We start from the raw sequence: 13963 nt of genomic DNA, 5'->3' as shown, positions 1-13963 counted from the left end.
GGAGTCGCCATGCGCACAGTCACCTATGTCAAACACAAGACCGTCGAAATCGTTCACAAGCCGATTCCGGCGATCGGGTCGGACGAGGTCTTGGTCAAGATCGCCGGCGCGGGACTGTGCCATTCCGATCTCCACCTCATCGAAATGGGCGACGACAGTCCGTTGGTCGGCAGCACCCTGGGCCATGAGGGCGCAGGGTATGTACACGAGGTCGGCACGAACGTGACCAAGTGGAAGGTCGGTGACCCGGTGCTGGTCTCACTCGTGCTGAGCTGCGGGGAATGCCGCGAATGCCTGGCCGGGCGCGACAGTCAGTGCCATGTGGCGAGTCCCCGCGGCGCGCTCGCCCCGGCCGCGCCCGGAATCGGCACGCCGGGATGCATGGCCGAGTACATCGCGGTGAAGTCCTACCATCTTGACCCGTTGGGCGATCTCGACCCTGCCGATGCCGCGCCGCTGGCCGACGCGGCGCTCACCCCGATGCACGCCATCAACACCGTGCGCGATCGGCTCACCGGCGACGCCACGGTGGTGCTGATCGGAATCGGCGGACTCGGGCACATGGGCCTGCAAATCGTGGCCGCCACTTCGGCCGCCCGGATCATCGCCGTCGACACCGACCCGGAGAAGCTGAAGTACGCCGAATCGCATGGTGCCCTCGGCATTCTGAGCAACAAGGAGGCGGCGGCCCGGATTCTGGAGGAGACCGAAGGCCGTGGTGCCGACGTTGTCATCGACTTCGTCGGCGTCCAGCCGTCGGTCAACCTCGCGGTGTCCGTCATCGCGCAGGGAGGCGCGATCCGCTTCGTCGGGTTGGGCGGTGGCAGTTTCGCCTACACCGCGGGCATCGTCGAACTGCCCTGGGGCGTGAACATCGAGCGTCCCTACGGCGGCAACCGGTCCGACCAGCGTGAGGCGCTCGCCCTGGCTCAGGTGGGAAAGATCCACGTCGACGTGGTCCACTATCCGCTGGACGACGCCAGCCGGGCGTTCGAAGACCTGCATGCCGGCAAGATCCACGGCCGCATCGTCCTGGTGCCGTAGCTTTCCGGCCTGTCCGGCGGCGCGAACCAGACGCTGCCGAATCTGTGGGTGGCACGGCTTAGGGTTGGGGACGCGATGACCGACACCCTGTTTCCGGACCTGTTCAACTTCTCCGCCGAGCCCAACCCGCCGGCTCCCGCGGCGTCCGAGCCGACCGCGGAGGAGCGTCCCCGGCGCCGCCGGACCACCGAGGCCGACCTGCTGGCCGACCTCAACCCGCCGCAGCGGGAAGCCGTGCTGCATGCCGGCTCCTCGGTGCTGGTGGTGGCCGGCGCGGGTTCGGGCAAGACCCGGGTGCTGACCCGCCGGATCGCCCACCTGGTCTCGTTCCGCAACGTCCATCCCGGTTCGATCCTGGCGATCACCTTCACCAACAAGGCGGCCGCCGAGATGCGGCACCGGGTGGTCGACATGGTCGGCAACCGGGCCAAGCTGATGTGGGTCTCCACCTTCCACTCCGCCTGCGTGCGCATTCTGCGCGCCGACATCCACCGCTTCGGAATCAGCCGCACCTTCTCGATCTACGACGACACCGACGCCAAGCGGCTGATGACCCTGGTGCTCAAGGACGCCGAGGTCGATCCCAAGCGCTACCCGGTGCGGACGGTGCTGAACTGGGTGTCGAACCGCAAGAACGAACTGGTCGATCACGAGAGCGCCGCAGCCAAGGCCGAGACCGCCAACGAGAAGGTCTGTGCCGACGCCTACCGGGACTACCAACGGCGCCTGACAACGGCAAACGCGCTCGACTTCGACGATCTGATCATGACCACGGTGCATCTGCTGCAGGCGTTCCCCGATCTGCGCGAGCAGTACCGGCGGCGCTTCCGGCATGTGCTGGTCGACGAATACCAGGACACCAACCACGCCCAGTACGCGCTGGTCCGCGAGCTGTGTGCCGAGTTGCCGGTGCCGGAGGGCACGGCGGCTGTCGAGCCGCCCGAACTGATGGTGGTGGGCGACTCCGACCAGTCGATCTACGCCTTCCGGGGTGCCACCATCCGCAACATTCTGGCCTTCGAGGCCGACTTCCCCGGCGCCACCACGATCGTGTTGGAGCAGAACTACCGCTCCACCCAGACCATCCTGAACGCCGCGAACGCGGTGATCACCCGCAACCCGGGGCGTCCGGAGAAGCGGCTCTGGTCGGACGCCGGCGACGGCGCGCGGATCGTCGGCTGGGTGGCCGATACCGAGCACGACGAGGCCCAGTACGTCGCGGACGAGATCGACCGACTCACCGACGCCGGCGACGCGAAACCGGGCGACGTGGCGGTGTTCTACCGCACCAACGCCCAGTCCCGTGCCTTCGAAGAGGTGTTCATCCGGGTCGGCATGCCGTACCGGGTGGTGGGTGGCGTCCGGTTCTACGAGCGGCGCGAGATCCGCGACGCGATCGCCTACCTGCGGGCCATCGCCAACCCGGCCGACGATGTCTCGGTGCGGCGCATCCTGAACACGCCGCGGCGCGGCATCGGCGAGCGGGCCGAGGCGGCGCTCGAGGTGCTGGCGGCGGCCGAGCGGATCCCGTTCGGGGCGGCGCTGGCGCGGGCGTCCGAGGCGCCGGGGCTGGCGACCCGCTCGTTGACCCAGATCCAGGCGTTCGCGACGATGCTCGGCGAGCACCGGGCGATGATGGACGCCGGCGACGCGGCCGACACCATTCTCACCTCGATCCTGGAGAAGTCCGGCTACATCGACGAGCTGAAGAACTCCGACGATCCGCAGGACGCCACCCGGCTGGAGAACCTGATCGAGCTGGTGTCGGTGGCGCAGGAGTTCGTCTCGGCCGCGCATACCGTAGACCTGCCGCCCGACGGTGGCGAACTGGCCGCGGCCGCGCCCGAACCGGACGATTCGCTGCCCGCCTTCCTGGAGCGGATCGCGCTGGTCGCCGACTCCGATCAGATCCCGGACGCCGACGGCGAGGGCACCGGGGTGGTCACCTTGATGACGCTGCACACGGCGAAGGGCCTGGAGTTCCCGGTGGTCTTCCTGACCGGTTTCGAGGACGGCATCTTCCCGCATCAGCGCACATTGGAGAACGCCGACGAACTGCAAGAGGAACGCCGGCTGGCCTATGTCGGGATCACCCGCGCTCGGCAGCGGCTATATCTGACCCGGGCGGTGGTGCGGACCATCTGGGGGATGCCGCAGTACAACCCGCCGAGCCGGTTCACCGAGGAGATTCCGCAGCACCTGTTCGACTGGCGACGCCTCGGCACCGCGCAGGTCGGTTTCGCGTCCCGAGCCAAGGCGCGCACCGAACAAGCCTGGCGCAATACCGTCGGCTATGGCTCCAAACCGCCCTCGCCGAAGACGATTCCGAGCGTGCAGGCGGGCGATCGGGTGCTGCACACCCATTTTGGAATGGGAACCGTTATCGCCACCAGCGGAATGGGCGACGCGATGAAGGCGGACATCGACTTCGGCAGCCACGGAGTGAAACGGCTCAGCCTCAGACATGCTCCAATGGAGAAGCTGTAGCGCCGCTGACTGAGTTGTCGATTCAGTGTGTCGTTGATTGAGCTTGTCGAAATCCACGGGTCTCGACAAGCTCGACCAGCGAGAGCGGGCTACTTCTTCTTGGGGGCCATCTTCAGGTAGGGCAGCGGGTCGACGCCCTTGCCGTCCTCGTAGACCGAGAAATGCAGATGGCAGGCGGTCGAGATGCCGGTATTGCCCACGGTGCCCAGCAGTTCGCCCTTGTGCACCTTCTGGCCGACCTTCACAGTGATCTTGTCCATGTGCAGGTAGGCCGTCTCGAGATGGACGCCGCCGACCTTGCCGCCGTCGATCCGGACGTTGTGGCCCGAGCCGCCGTTGTAGCCCTCCGGGACGACCTTGGTGACCTTGCCGTCCTGGGCGGCCCAGATCGGCTGCCCGCAGGTGCCGCCGATGTCCTGGCCGTTGTGCATGCGGTAGTAGTGCAGGATCGGGTGCAGCCGCATGCCGAACCCGGAGCCGAACTCGCCCGCGGTCGGCACCAAGAAGCTGGACTGATCGGTGAGCAGCTTGGACTGCTCGCTGATCTTCGTCGCGGCATCGTCGAGTGCGCTCGTCCGGGACGCCAGGGCTTCCGCCGCGCGCTCGTCGGCTACTTCCTTGGCGGTCTGGGTGAGTGCGACGCTGCGCGCCTGGGCAAGCACCTGCGCGGGCAGCACGCGGGTGCCGGCGTCCCGGCTGAGCTGAATGTCGCGAGCGTTCATCTCGGACGCATCGAAGCCGCCGATGGTCGGCTGCGGCACCGGCGCGGCGACGGACGGCGTCGCGGTGTGGGAGAGGCCTGCGGCGAGGATGCCCATCGCCACCGTGGCCACGGTGCCGTGGAGCATACGAGAGCGAATCCGGCTGGTCGCCTGGGGGGCAGGGCGCACGCGGGTATCTCCTTGCTGCAACAGGTTGGGGGCGTCCTAGCAAACGGACACCCGAGTCACGCTAGCATTTCTTAACGAGATCTCAGAATCGTGGTGGGAGAGGCGGCTTGACCGCAGTCCGACACGCCCGCGATTCCGCCGCCCGTGGGGGTGACGTGCGGGGCGCCGCGCTCCGCACTATCGTGATCCTGGCCCCCGCGGGGCAGAACCCAGGAAAAAAATTGCGGACGGAGTTGTCGGTGGATCTATTCGAGTACCAGGCGCGGGATCTCTTCGAGGCCCAGGGGGTACCGGTTCTGCGGGGGATCGTGGCCCGGACCCCCGAAGAGGCGGAGCAGGCGGCGCAGACCCTCGGCACGTCCGTCGTGGTGGTGAAGGCCCAGGTCAAGACCGGTGGACGCGGCAAGGCCGGCGGCGTGAAGCTGGCCCGTGGCCCGCAGGAGGCGCGCGAGCGGGCGTCCGAGATTCTCGGCCTCGACATCAAGGGCCACATCGTCGAGCAGGTGATGGTCGCCGAAGGCGCCGACATCGCCGACGAGTATTACTTCAGCATGCTGCTCGACCGCGCGAACCGGAGCTATCTGGCGATGTGCTCGGTCGAGGGCGGCATGGACATCGAGACCCTCGCCGAGGAGCATCCCGAGAAGCTCGCTCGCGTTGAGGTCGATCCGATCGCCGGGCTGCACGCGGCCAGGGCCGCCGAGATCGTCGCCGCCGCCGGCTTCGCCGAGGCCGATCGGGCCGAGGTGGCCCGCGTCCTGGTGCTGCTCGGCGAGGTGTACCGCGACAACGACGCCACCCTGGTCGAGGTCAACCCGCTGGTGAAGACCGGCGACGGACGCATCGTGGCGCTCGACGGCAAGGTGTCGCTGGATGCCAACGCCGCCTTCCGGCACTCCGACTGGGCCGCGTTGGCCGACGAGTCGCGCGACGACCCGCTGGAGATCCGGGCGCGTGAGCGGGGCCTGAACTACGTGAAGCTGGACGGCAGCGTCGGGATCATCGGCAACGGGGCCGGCCTGGTGATGAGCACCCTGGACGTGGTTGCGGGCGCCGGCACTGAATTCCCCGGCAGCCCGACGCCGGCGAACTTCCTCGACATCGGCGGCGGCGCGTCCGCGCAGGTGATGGCCGACGGACTGGACATCATCCTCTCCGACCCGCAGGTGAAGGTGGTCTTCGTCAACGTGTTCGGCGGCATCACCGCCTGCTCCGAGGTCGCCAAGGGCATCATCGCCGCACTGGAGATCCTGGGCGAGAAGGCCACCAAGCCGATCGTCGTCCGGCTGGACGGCAACGCGGTCGAGATCGGCCGGCACATTCTGACCGAGGCGGCCCACCCGCTGGTGACGATGGAACTCACTATGGACTCCGCCGCCCGCAAGGCCGCCGAACTGGCCAGCAAGAACTGAAAGGACAACCGTCGATGACGATCTGGCTGGACCAGAACTCCAAGGTGCTCGTGCAGGGCATGACCGGCTCCGAGGGCCGCAAGCACACTCAGCGGATGATCAGCTCGGGCACCCGCGTGGTCGGTGGCGTCACCCCCGGCAAGGGGGGGCAGACGGTCACTTTCGAGGAAGACCCGGTGCCCGTGTTCAACACGGTGGCGGACGCCAAGGCCGCCACCGGCGCGAACGTGTCGGTGATCTTCGTGCCGGCCGCCTACACCAAGAAGGCGGTCTTCGAGGCGGTGGACGCCGGCATCGAGCTGGTCGTGGTGATCACCGAAGGGGTCCCGGTCAAGGACACCGCCGAGTTCTACACCTATGCGGCCAACAGCGGGGTGACCCGGCTGGTCGGTCCGAACTGTCCCGGCCTGATCAGCCCCGGGAAGTCGAACGTCGGCATCATTCCGGCTGGCATCGCTCAGCCCGGCCGGATCGGCCTGGTCAGCAAGTCGGGCACGCTCACCTACCAGATGATGTTCGAATTGGGCGACATCGGTTTCTCCAGCGCCATCGGCATCGGTGGCGACCCGATCATCGGCACCACGCACATCGACGCGCTGGCCGCCTTCGAGGCTGACCCGGAGACCGACTGCATCGTGATGATCGGCGAGATCGGCGGGGACGCCGAAGAGCGGGCCGCCGCCTACATCGCCGAGCACATCACCAAGCCGGTGGTCGGCTACGTGGCCGGGTTCACCGCACCGGAAGGCAAGACCATGGGCCACGCCGGTGCGATCGTGTCGGGCTCCAAGGGCACCGCGCAGGCCAAGAAGGCGGCGCTCGAAGCGGCCGGCGTCAAGGTCGGCCGGACGCCGAGCGAGGCCGCGTCCCTGGTCCGCGAGATCATGGAGGGCCGGGACTGAGCCCGGGCCCCTGGTCGGGCCGGCCCCTGGTCGGGCCCGGGCCCCTCGTCAGGACTGGGTCACCCGCTGGGTGGCCCGTCCGACGATGGCCTTCCAGGCGTCGTCGCTGAAATCGAATTTGTCCGACGGGTTGGCCAGCAGGTACACCAGCTTGTCGCCGATGGCGGCGATGCCGACGCGGAACGTCACCGTCCGGGCTTCGCTGACCCTCTGAGTGACCAGATAGCTGGTGGCCTTCAGGTCTTTACCGTTCGTGGCCGGGGCGGTGACCGAGGCGTCCTTGACGGTGGCGGTGCGGGTGCGCTCGCCGCAGCCGTCGAAGTTCTTCGCGAGCTGTTTCGCCATGTCGCTCGCGCCGGACGCCTTCGCGTAGCTGTAGACCGCCTCGTCGATGCCGAATCCCTCCGGGGCCTTCGGGTCGTTGGTGAGCAGGTAGGTGCGGTGCAACGACTCGGTCGCGCCGGACAGCTTGTTGAGATTGACGTTCTCGCACTGGCTGCCGATCAGCTTCGGCGCCAGCGGCTCGGTGGCCGTCCAGGTGCCGGCACCGGACGTCACCCGCGGCAGGTCGACCCAGGCCAGCCAGCCGATCGTCTCGGTGGGCGGGGGAGCGGTGCCGACCGTGTTCGGATTCGTCGGGCAGGTTCCGGACGCCGGACCGCACTGCCGTCCCTGCGAGGCACGGGACGCGGTGACGACGGCGTTCACGGCAAGCGCGTCGGCACCGGCCGGGACGCCGCCGTCCACGAGGGAGACGAAACGTCCGCTACGGACGAACAACAGGGTGTGGGTCGCGCCGTCCCCGGTTTGCACGGTCAGCACGGTGGCCGCGTCGGCCAGTCCGGTGACCCGGTCGGCCGAGCGGAGCAGACCGTCGGTGCACGATCCGGCCTGAGTCAGCAGCGCATTGAAGGCGGTGGTGGCCGATGTGGCGTCCGGCCAGGCCTGGACCACCTGGAGGATCGTGCCGTCGCCCTTGGCGGCAGTGAACAGCCGGTTCAATTCGGCGTCCGGCGAGGCGCCGCCGGTGGCGGACAGTTCGACGCAGGCCGGCTGGGTCGGGACGCCGGTCGCGGCCGGCGCCTGCACCGTCCAGCTGGTCTTGGTGCGGACCTTCGCCAGTTCGGTGGTGGCGATCAGCTGGGCGTCGGTCAACGCCGGGGGCTGGCTGACCGAGGCGCTCGGGCTCGGCGTCCCGGAGTCGCTGACCGACGGCGCAGCCGTCGGGGCGGCCGGCTGCTGGAGCACGGACCAGACGATCAGCCCGATGACGACCAATGCCGCCACCCCGCCGACCAGCCACGCGGTGGTGCGCCGGCGAGGGCGAGGCGCCTCCGCGGCTCCCTTGGGCTCGGCGTCGGCGGGGCCGGCGATCTCGACGGGCGACGTCGGTGAGGCGGGGCTGGCCGCCGGCCGCCGGGGTGCGGCGGCGTCCCCGGTGTGGGCCTGAGGATCGTCGTCGGCGCGCCGCGGGCTTACCGGATCGGTCTCGTTCATCTCGTCCTCACGGTCGGCTGGGGGTATGAACCCGGCCGAGTTTAGTGCGGTCGGGCGTGTCCGCCGCATGCGGGCATCGCGGCTCGGCGACCATGGGAAGATCATGCCCATTCGATCCGAACGCCGCCGCTCCCGCGTCCGTCTGACAGTGGCGGAACTCTCCGCCGACCGGCGCCCCGCGTCCGGAGCGCCGGAATTCCCGCTGCTGCCGGTCGCGCTGCTGGGCGGCGCGGCGTCCGCGTTGGCCGGATGGCTGCTGGTGGCCGGTCTGGTGATGGTCGGCTGGTTCACCGCGATGGCGATGCCGGTGCCGGTCGCGCTGGGTTTCGCCGGCCAGTTCTGGCTCGCTGGGCACGGCGCCGGCGCCGCGATCGGCGGCACCCTGGTGACCCTGACCCCGTTAGGACTGAGCGCGCTGTTCGTGCTGCTGGCCCGCACCGTCACCGGCCTCGCCCTGCGGGCGACCGCCGGTGAGAGCCTGGCCGGTCGCGACGTCCTGAAGGCCTGGGCGCTGGCCACCATCGGGTACGCGGTGGTCGCTGCGTTGATCGCGCTCGCCTCGGGGGCCGGCCCGCGGGTCAGCTGGGCATTGCTCGGGGGCGCCGTGATCGGCGGTCTTGGTGCGGCCTGGGCCCTTTCCGGACGGCTGGCAGCGCTGGGTGCCAGCCATGCCGCACTGCGCGGTCTCGGTCGCGCGGTGCTGGCCGGCCTGGCCACGATGACCGCGATCGCCGCGGTCGTGCTGGTCATCGGACTGCTGTTGGGCGGCCAACGGATCTCGGCGATCGACGAGTCACTCGCCCCGGACGCCGTCGGCTCGTGGCTGCTGGTCGTGCTGCAACTGCTCTACCTGCCGAATCTGCTGGCCTGGACCGGCAGCTGGGCGCTCGGTGCCGGCTTCAGCGTCGGTACCGGATCGTTGGTCTCGCCGATGCTGACCACCGCCGGCATGCTGCCGGCGATCCCGGTCTTCGGCGCGGTGCCCGAGGCCGGCGCCGGCGGTCTGTGGAGCTATGCCTGGCTGGCCAGCGGGGTCGTGGTGGGAGCCGTGGCCGGCTGGGTGGCGTCCGGCCCCGCGGCACGCCGCAGCCTGACCGTCTGGCTGGTCCGCGCCGCCGGTGCCGGCCTCGGCGTCGCGGTCGTGGTGGTCGCCGTCGCGATGCTCTCCCGTGGCGATCTCGGCGCCGAACGGTTGGTCGGGCTCGGTCCGATCCCGCTCAGCCTGTTCCTGCTGGCGCCGGTGCCGATGCTGCTCGGCGGTGCGGCGTCCGCGCTGATCCGCTGGCTGACCGGCGGCCGGCGGCCGGCGACGTCCGATCCGGCCGGCGAGGTCACCGAGCCTCTCGACCTGCCCACCGAGCAGATCGACGTCGGCGCCAGCCACTAGGCTGCCGCCCATGGCCTTCCGCATCGCCGTGCTGATCTCTGGCACCGGCAGTCTCCTGCAGGCTCTGCTGGACGCCGAGGCCGCCGGCGAACTGGACGCCGAGGTGGTGGTGGTCGGCTCCGACCGGGCGGACGCCGAAGGTCTGCGGCGTGCCGCCGAGGCCGGTGTGCCGAGCTTCGTCCACCCCTTCGTCAGGGGTTCGGACCGGGCCGACTGGGACGCCGCACTCACCGAACTGCTCGCCGCCCACGACATCGACCTGGTGGTGCTGGCCGGCTTCATGAAGCTGGTCGGGCCGGCCTTCCTGGCCCGCTTCGGTGGTCGCACGATCAACACCCATCCGGCGCTGCTGCCCAGCTTTCCCGGCATGCACGGCCCGCGCGACGCCCTCGAACACGGCGTGAAGATCACCGGCACCACCGTCTTCGAAGTGGACGCCGGCGTCGACACCGGCCGCATCCTGGCCCAGGAGCCGGTCCGGGTGCTGCCCGACGACACCGTCGACTCGCTGCACGAACGCATCAAGGTGGCCGAGCGCATCCTGCTCGTCCACACCGTCAACGAACTTGCCTCCAAGGAGGACTCATGATGACCGACCGGCTGCCCATCCGACGTGCTCTGTTGTCGGTGTACGACAAGTCGGGGCTGGTCGAACTCGGCCGGGCTTTGGTCGATGCGGGCGTCGAGATCGTCTCGACCGGATCGACCGCGAAGACGCTGGACGCCGCCGGCCTGCCGGTCACGCCCGTGGAGCAGGTCACCGGCTTCCCCGAATGCATGGACGGCCGGGTCAAGACCCTGCACCCGCACATCCACGCCGGCATCCTGGCCGACCGCCGGCTGGCGTCTCATCGCGAGCAGCTCGCCGAACTCGGGGTGGCCGCCTTCGACCTGGTGGTGAGCAATCTGTACCCGTTCACCCAGACCGTCGCCTCCGGCGCGGGCGTGGACGAGTGCATCGAGCAGATCGACATCGGCGGGCCGTCGATGGTGCGGGCCGCCGCCAAGAACCATCCGTCGGTGGCCATCGTCACCTCGCCGGCACAGTACCCGGCGCTGACCGCGGCGCTGGCCGAGGGCGGCTTCACCCTGGAGCAGCGGCAGGCGCTGGCGGCCGCCGCCTTCGTGCACACCGCCACCTACGACGTCGCCGTGGCGTCCTGGATGGGCAGCGTGCTCACCGACTCGTCCGGCGGCGACGGCTTCCCGGCCTGGATCGGCGGCACCTGGGACAAGGTCGGCACCCTGCGCTACGGCGAGAACGCGCACCAAAGCGCCGCGCTGTACGCCCAGGGCTTCGGACCGGACGGCATCACCCAGGCCGAACAGCTGCACGGCAAGGAGATGAGCTACAACAACTACACCGACGGCGACGCCGCCTACCGGTCCGCATACGACTTCGCCGAGCCGGCGGTGGCGATCGTCAAGCACGCCAACCCGTGCGGCATCGCGGTCGGTGCCGATGTGGCCGAGGCGCACCGCAAGGCGCACGCCTGCGACCCGGTGAGCGCCTTCGGTGGGGTGATCGCCAGCAATCGCCCGGTCAGCGTGGCGATGGCCGAGCAGGTAGCCAAGGTGTTCACCGAGGTGCTGATCGCGCCCGACTACGAGCCCGGTGCCTTGGAGGTGCTGACCGGCAAGAAGAACCTGCGGATCCTGCGCGCGGTTCCCTATGCCCATCGCGGCGTGCAGTTGCAGCCGATCTCCGGTGGTGCGCTGCTGCAGCGGCCGGACCGGATCGACGCGCCCGGCGACGACCCGGCGAGCTGGACGCTGGCCGCCGGCGAGGCCGCCGACGAGGCCACCCTGGCCGATCTGGCGTTCGCCTGGAGGGCCTGTCGGGCGGTGAAGAGCAACGCCATCCTGCTGGCTTCCGGCGGGGCGTCGGTCGGGGTCGGGATGGGGCAGGTGAACCGGGTGGACTCCTGCCGACTCGCGGTGCAGCGGGCCGGCGAGCGGGCGTCCGGTTCGGTGGCCGCCTCGGACGCCTTCTTCCCGTTCGGCGACGGCCCCGAGATCCTGATCGCGGCCGGAGTGCGCGCCATCGTCCAGCCGGGCGGCTCGGTGCGCGACGCCGAGACCATCGCCGCCGCGCAGGCGGCCGGCGTCACGTTGTACCTGACCGGCACTCGGCACTTCTTCCACTGAGGTGCCCGCCCCGCGTGGCACGATCGGGACCATGAGCACCTCCGAGCGCCCGCCGAAGAGTCCGGTGCAGCAGGTGCTCGGCCAGTGGCCGCTGGCCAGCGTGCTGCTCGGGGTGTTCGCTGGGCTGGTAGTGGTCGCCTTCGGTCACTGGCGGACCGGCAGCACGCTGATCGGACTGTCGATCGTGATGGGCGGGCTGTTCCGGCTGCTGCCCAAGCGGCGGGTCGGCCTGCTCGCCGTCCGGAACCGGGTGCTCGACACCCTGGTGCTGCTTGCGGTCGGCATCGGGATCACCGTGCTCGCCTGGGCCGTGCCCCCGATGCGCTGAGTCGTCGGTTTTCGATTATTGGAACCTTGCTTGGGGTAAAGACCCTCGCTGCCGCTTGTGAGTCAGTGTTACTGTGAAACTGTGAAGAACGTCACGGTATCGGTGCCCGATTCGGTGTATCGCAGCGCTCGGATCCGGGCAGCGGAGCGGGGAACCTCGGTGAGCGCGCTGGTCGCCGACTATCTGCGGACGCTGGCCGACGAGGCCGCCGAATTCCAGCGGCTGGCGGCCCTGCAGCACAGCATCACCGACGGGATCGGTGAGTTCCGGGCTGCCGACAGATTCCAGCGCGACGAGTTGCACGGCCGTGCGGTTCGTTGACGCGAATGTCCTGCTGTACGCGATCTCCCGCGATCCGGCGGAGGAGCAGAAAGCTGCGATCGCCCGTCAAATCCTGGACAGCGAGGACATCGCGCTGTCCGTACAGGTGCTGCAGGAGTTCTACGTCCAGGCCACCCGCGAGACGCGGCCTGATCGACTGGGTCACTCCCAGGCGTCAGGTCTGGTGGAGTCTTTCACCCGATTCCGGATTCAGGAGTTGACGCTCCCGGTCGTCCGGGCTGCCATGCAGACCCGGGACCGATTCGGACTGTCGTACTGGGACAGTGCGATCATCGAAGCGGCGCGGGCGCTCGGGTGCACTGAGGTGCTGTCCGAAGACCTGGGGGACGGCCAGAACTACGACGGAGTCGTCGTAGTCAACCCGTTCCACTGACAGATCCGACGGCCGAGTTCATCGAGACCCCCCGCGCGGACAGGTCACCGCGACGGCACGCTTCGCCCCCCGACCGACTGCAACACCAAGCTGACGCCGTAGCTGAGGCAGCAGACGACAGCGGCGACCCAGCTGACGACCGGCATCGGGGTCGGTCGGTCAGATCAGGCCGAGTTCGGCGACCGCCTTGGCCTCGTCCTGCAGTTCGGCGACCGAGGCGTCGATCTTGCCGCGGCTGAAGTCGTCGATCTCCAGGCCCTGGACGATGCTGTAGCTGCCGTTCGCGGTGGTGCAGGGGAACGACGAGATGATGCCTTCGGGCACGCCGTACGAACCGTCGGACGGCACCGCCATCGACACCCAGTCACCGGCCGGCGTCCCGTTGAGCAGGTCGCGCATGTGCTCGATGGTGGCGTTCGCCGCCGAGGCAGCCGAGGACGAGCCGCGGGCCGCGATGATCGCCGCGCCGCGCTTGGCGACGGTGGGGATGAAGTCGTTCTCGACCCAGGCCTGGTCGTCGACCAGCTCGGCGGCGTTCTTGCCGTCCACCTCGGCGTGGAAGACGTCGGGGTACTGGGTGGCCGAATGATTGCCCCAGATGGTCATCTTGGTGACGCTGGTGACCGGCACGCCGGCCTTGGCGGCGAGTTGGCTGACCGCCCGGTTGTGGTCGAGCCGGGTCAGCGCGTTGAACCGCTCGATCGGAATGTCGGGGGCGTTCTTCATCGCGATCAGGGCATTGGTGTTGGCCGGGTTGCCGGTCACCAGCACCTTGATGTCGGCGGCGGCGACCTCGTTGAGGGCCTTGCCCTGCGCGGTGAAGATGGCGCCGTTGGCGCTCAGCAGATCGCCGCGCTCCATGCCAGCGGTGCGCGGACGGGCGCCGACCAGCATGGCCAGATTCACGCCGTCGAACACCGTGGTCGGGTCGTCGCCGATCTCGACCTTGGCCAGGGTCGGGAAGGCGCAGTCGTCGAGTTCCATCACGACGCCCTCGAGCGCCTTGAGCGCCGGGGTGATCTCCAGCAGCCGCAACTCGACAGGCTGATCGGGGCCGAGCAGGGCGCCGCTGGCGATGCGGAACAGCAGGCTGTAGCAGATCTGGCCGGCTGCGCCGGTCACGGCAACCTTGACGGGTGTGCTCACGGTGGTT

General features: G+C 69.4%; 13 protein-coding genes. 10 read left to right on the top strand and 3 right to left on the bottom strand.

The features are described from left to right. Positions 1 to 9 precede the first annotated feature (9 nt). Positions 10 to 1044, top strand: a complete 1035-nt coding sequence (locus tag QM619_RS03120; protein WP_415104205.1) for an alcohol dehydrogenase catalytic domain-containing protein — start codon at positions 10 to 12, stop codon at positions 1042 to 1044. 75 nt (positions 1045 to 1119) lie between these two features. Next, entirely contained in the window at positions 1120 to 3531 is a 2412-nt protein-coding gene (gene pcrA, locus QM619_RS03115) for a DNA helicase PcrA (RefSeq protein ID WP_415104203.1), read from the top strand. Between the two features lie 89 nt (positions 3532 to 3620). On the opposite strand, the gene QM619_RS03110 is transcribed toward pcrA, so the two are convergent. Then, positions 3621 to 4421 carry a M23 family metallopeptidase gene (locus QM619_RS03110; protein WP_415104201.1) on the bottom strand — a complete coding sequence of 267 codons (801 nt, stop codon included), beginning with the start codon at positions 4419 to 4421 and terminating at the stop codon, positions 3621 to 3623. A 239-nt stretch (positions 4422 to 4660) separates the two neighbouring features. Here QM619_RS03110 and sucC point away from each other — a divergent pair, with 239 nt between their 5' ends. Both sucC and sucD read left to right on the top strand, forming a co-directional pair. After that, on the top strand, positions 4661 to 5833 hold the full coding sequence (gene sucC, locus QM619_RS03105) for an ADP-forming succinate--CoA ligase subunit beta (RefSeq protein WP_415104199.1): 1173 nt from the start codon (positions 4661 to 4663) through the stop codon (positions 5831 to 5833). A 14-nt stretch (positions 5834 to 5847) separates the two neighbouring features. Continuing rightward, positions 5848 to 6735: a succinate--CoA ligase subunit alpha gene (gene sucD / locus QM619_RS03100; protein ID WP_415104197.1), complete on the top strand. Its 888-nt coding sequence runs from the start codon at positions 5848 to 5850 to the stop codon at positions 6733 to 6735. A 48-nt stretch (positions 6736 to 6783) separates the two neighbouring features. Here the strand turns inward: sucD and QM619_RS03095 are convergent, their stop codons facing one another. Next, complete coding sequence (locus QM619_RS03095; protein WP_415104195.1) at positions 6784 to 8232, bottom strand: hypothetical protein; 1449 nt, start codon at positions 8230 to 8232, stop codon at positions 6784 to 6786. Positions 8233 to 8335: 103 nt separating this feature from the next. Here QM619_RS03095 and QM619_RS03090 point away from each other — a divergent pair, with 103 nt between their 5' ends. From QM619_RS03090 to QM619_RS03065, 6 genes are all read left to right on the top strand, one after another. Further along, complete coding sequence (locus QM619_RS03090; protein ID WP_415104193.1) at positions 8336 to 9619, top strand: DUF6350 family protein; 1284 nt, start codon at positions 8336 to 8338, stop codon at positions 9617 to 9619. A 10-nt stretch (positions 9620 to 9629) separates the two neighbouring features. After that, positions 9630 to 10208, top strand: coding sequence for a phosphoribosylglycinamide formyltransferase (gene purN / locus QM619_RS03085; RefSeq protein WP_415104191.1), 579 nt, complete (start codon positions 9630 to 9632; stop codon positions 10206 to 10208). Next, positions 10208 to 11767, top strand: coding sequence for a bifunctional phosphoribosylaminoimidazolecarboxamide formyltransferase/IMP cyclohydrolase (purH, locus tag QM619_RS03080; protein WP_415104189.1), 1560 nt, complete (start codon positions 10208 to 10210; stop codon positions 11765 to 11767). Before purN ends, purH begins: the two co-directional genes overlap by 1 nt. A gap of 31 nt (positions 11768 to 11798) precedes the next feature. Next, positions 11799 to 12095 (top strand): DUF3017 domain-containing protein, encoded by a 297-nt coding sequence (locus QM619_RS03075; protein ID WP_415104187.1) that lies wholly within the window; start codon positions 11799 to 11801, stop codon positions 12093 to 12095. A gap of 81 nt (positions 12096 to 12176) precedes the next feature. Continuing rightward, positions 12177 to 12416 carry a DUF6364 family protein gene (locus QM619_RS03070; protein WP_415104185.1) on the top strand — a complete coding sequence of 80 codons (240 nt, stop codon included), beginning with the start codon at positions 12177 to 12179 and terminating at the stop codon, positions 12414 to 12416. Then, on the top strand, positions 12403 to 12810 hold the full coding sequence (locus QM619_RS03065; protein ID WP_415104183.1) for a PIN domain-containing protein: 408 nt from the start codon (positions 12403 to 12405) through the stop codon (positions 12808 to 12810). Before QM619_RS03070 ends, QM619_RS03065 begins: the two co-directional genes overlap by 14 nt. A 159-nt stretch (positions 12811 to 12969) precedes the next feature. On the opposite strand, the gene QM619_RS03060 is transcribed toward QM619_RS03065, so the two are convergent. Beyond that, on the bottom strand, positions 12970 to 13956 hold the full coding sequence (locus QM619_RS03060; protein WP_415104181.1) for a malate dehydrogenase: 987 nt from the start codon (positions 13954 to 13956) through the stop codon (positions 12970 to 12972). Positions 13957 to 13963: the final 7 nt, after the last annotated feature.

It is taken from the genome of Micropruina sp. (assembly GCF_047606665.1).
Taxonomy (GTDB): domain Bacteria; phylum Actinomycetota; class Actinomycetes; order Propionibacteriales; family Propionibacteriaceae; genus Micropruina.
Note: the sequence above shows the minus strand (reverse complement) of the source record. Positions and strands in the feature narration are given on the sequence as shown.

Coding starts and splice junctions, on each gene's coding strand:
- purN (WP_415104191.1), top strand. CDS start 9,630: ATGGCCTTCCGCATCGCCGTGCTGATCTCTGGCACCGGCAGTCTCCTG.
- QM619_RS03095 (WP_415104195.1), bottom strand. CDS start 8,232: ATGAACGAGACCGATCCGGTAAGCCCGCGGCGCGCCGACGACGATCCT.
- sucD (WP_415104197.1), top strand. CDS start 5,848: ATGACGATCTGGCTGGACCAGAACTCCAAGGTGCTCGTGCAGGGCATG.
- pcrA (WP_415104203.1), top strand. CDS start 1,120: ATGACCGACACCCTGTTTCCGGACCTGTTCAACTTCTCCGCCGAGCCC.
- purH (WP_415104189.1), top strand. CDS start 10,208: ATGACCGACCGGCTGCCCATCCGACGTGCTCTGTTGTCGGTGTACGAC.
- QM619_RS03120 (WP_415104205.1), top strand. CDS start 10: ATGCGCACAGTCACCTATGTCAAACACAAGACCGTCGAAATCGTTCAC.
- QM619_RS03075 (WP_415104187.1), top strand. CDS start 11,799: ATGAGCACCTCCGAGCGCCCGCCGAAGAGTCCGGTGCAGCAGGTGCTC.
- QM619_RS03090 (WP_415104193.1), top strand. CDS start 8,336: ATGCCCATTCGATCCGAACGCCGCCGCTCCCGCGTCCGTCTGACAGTG.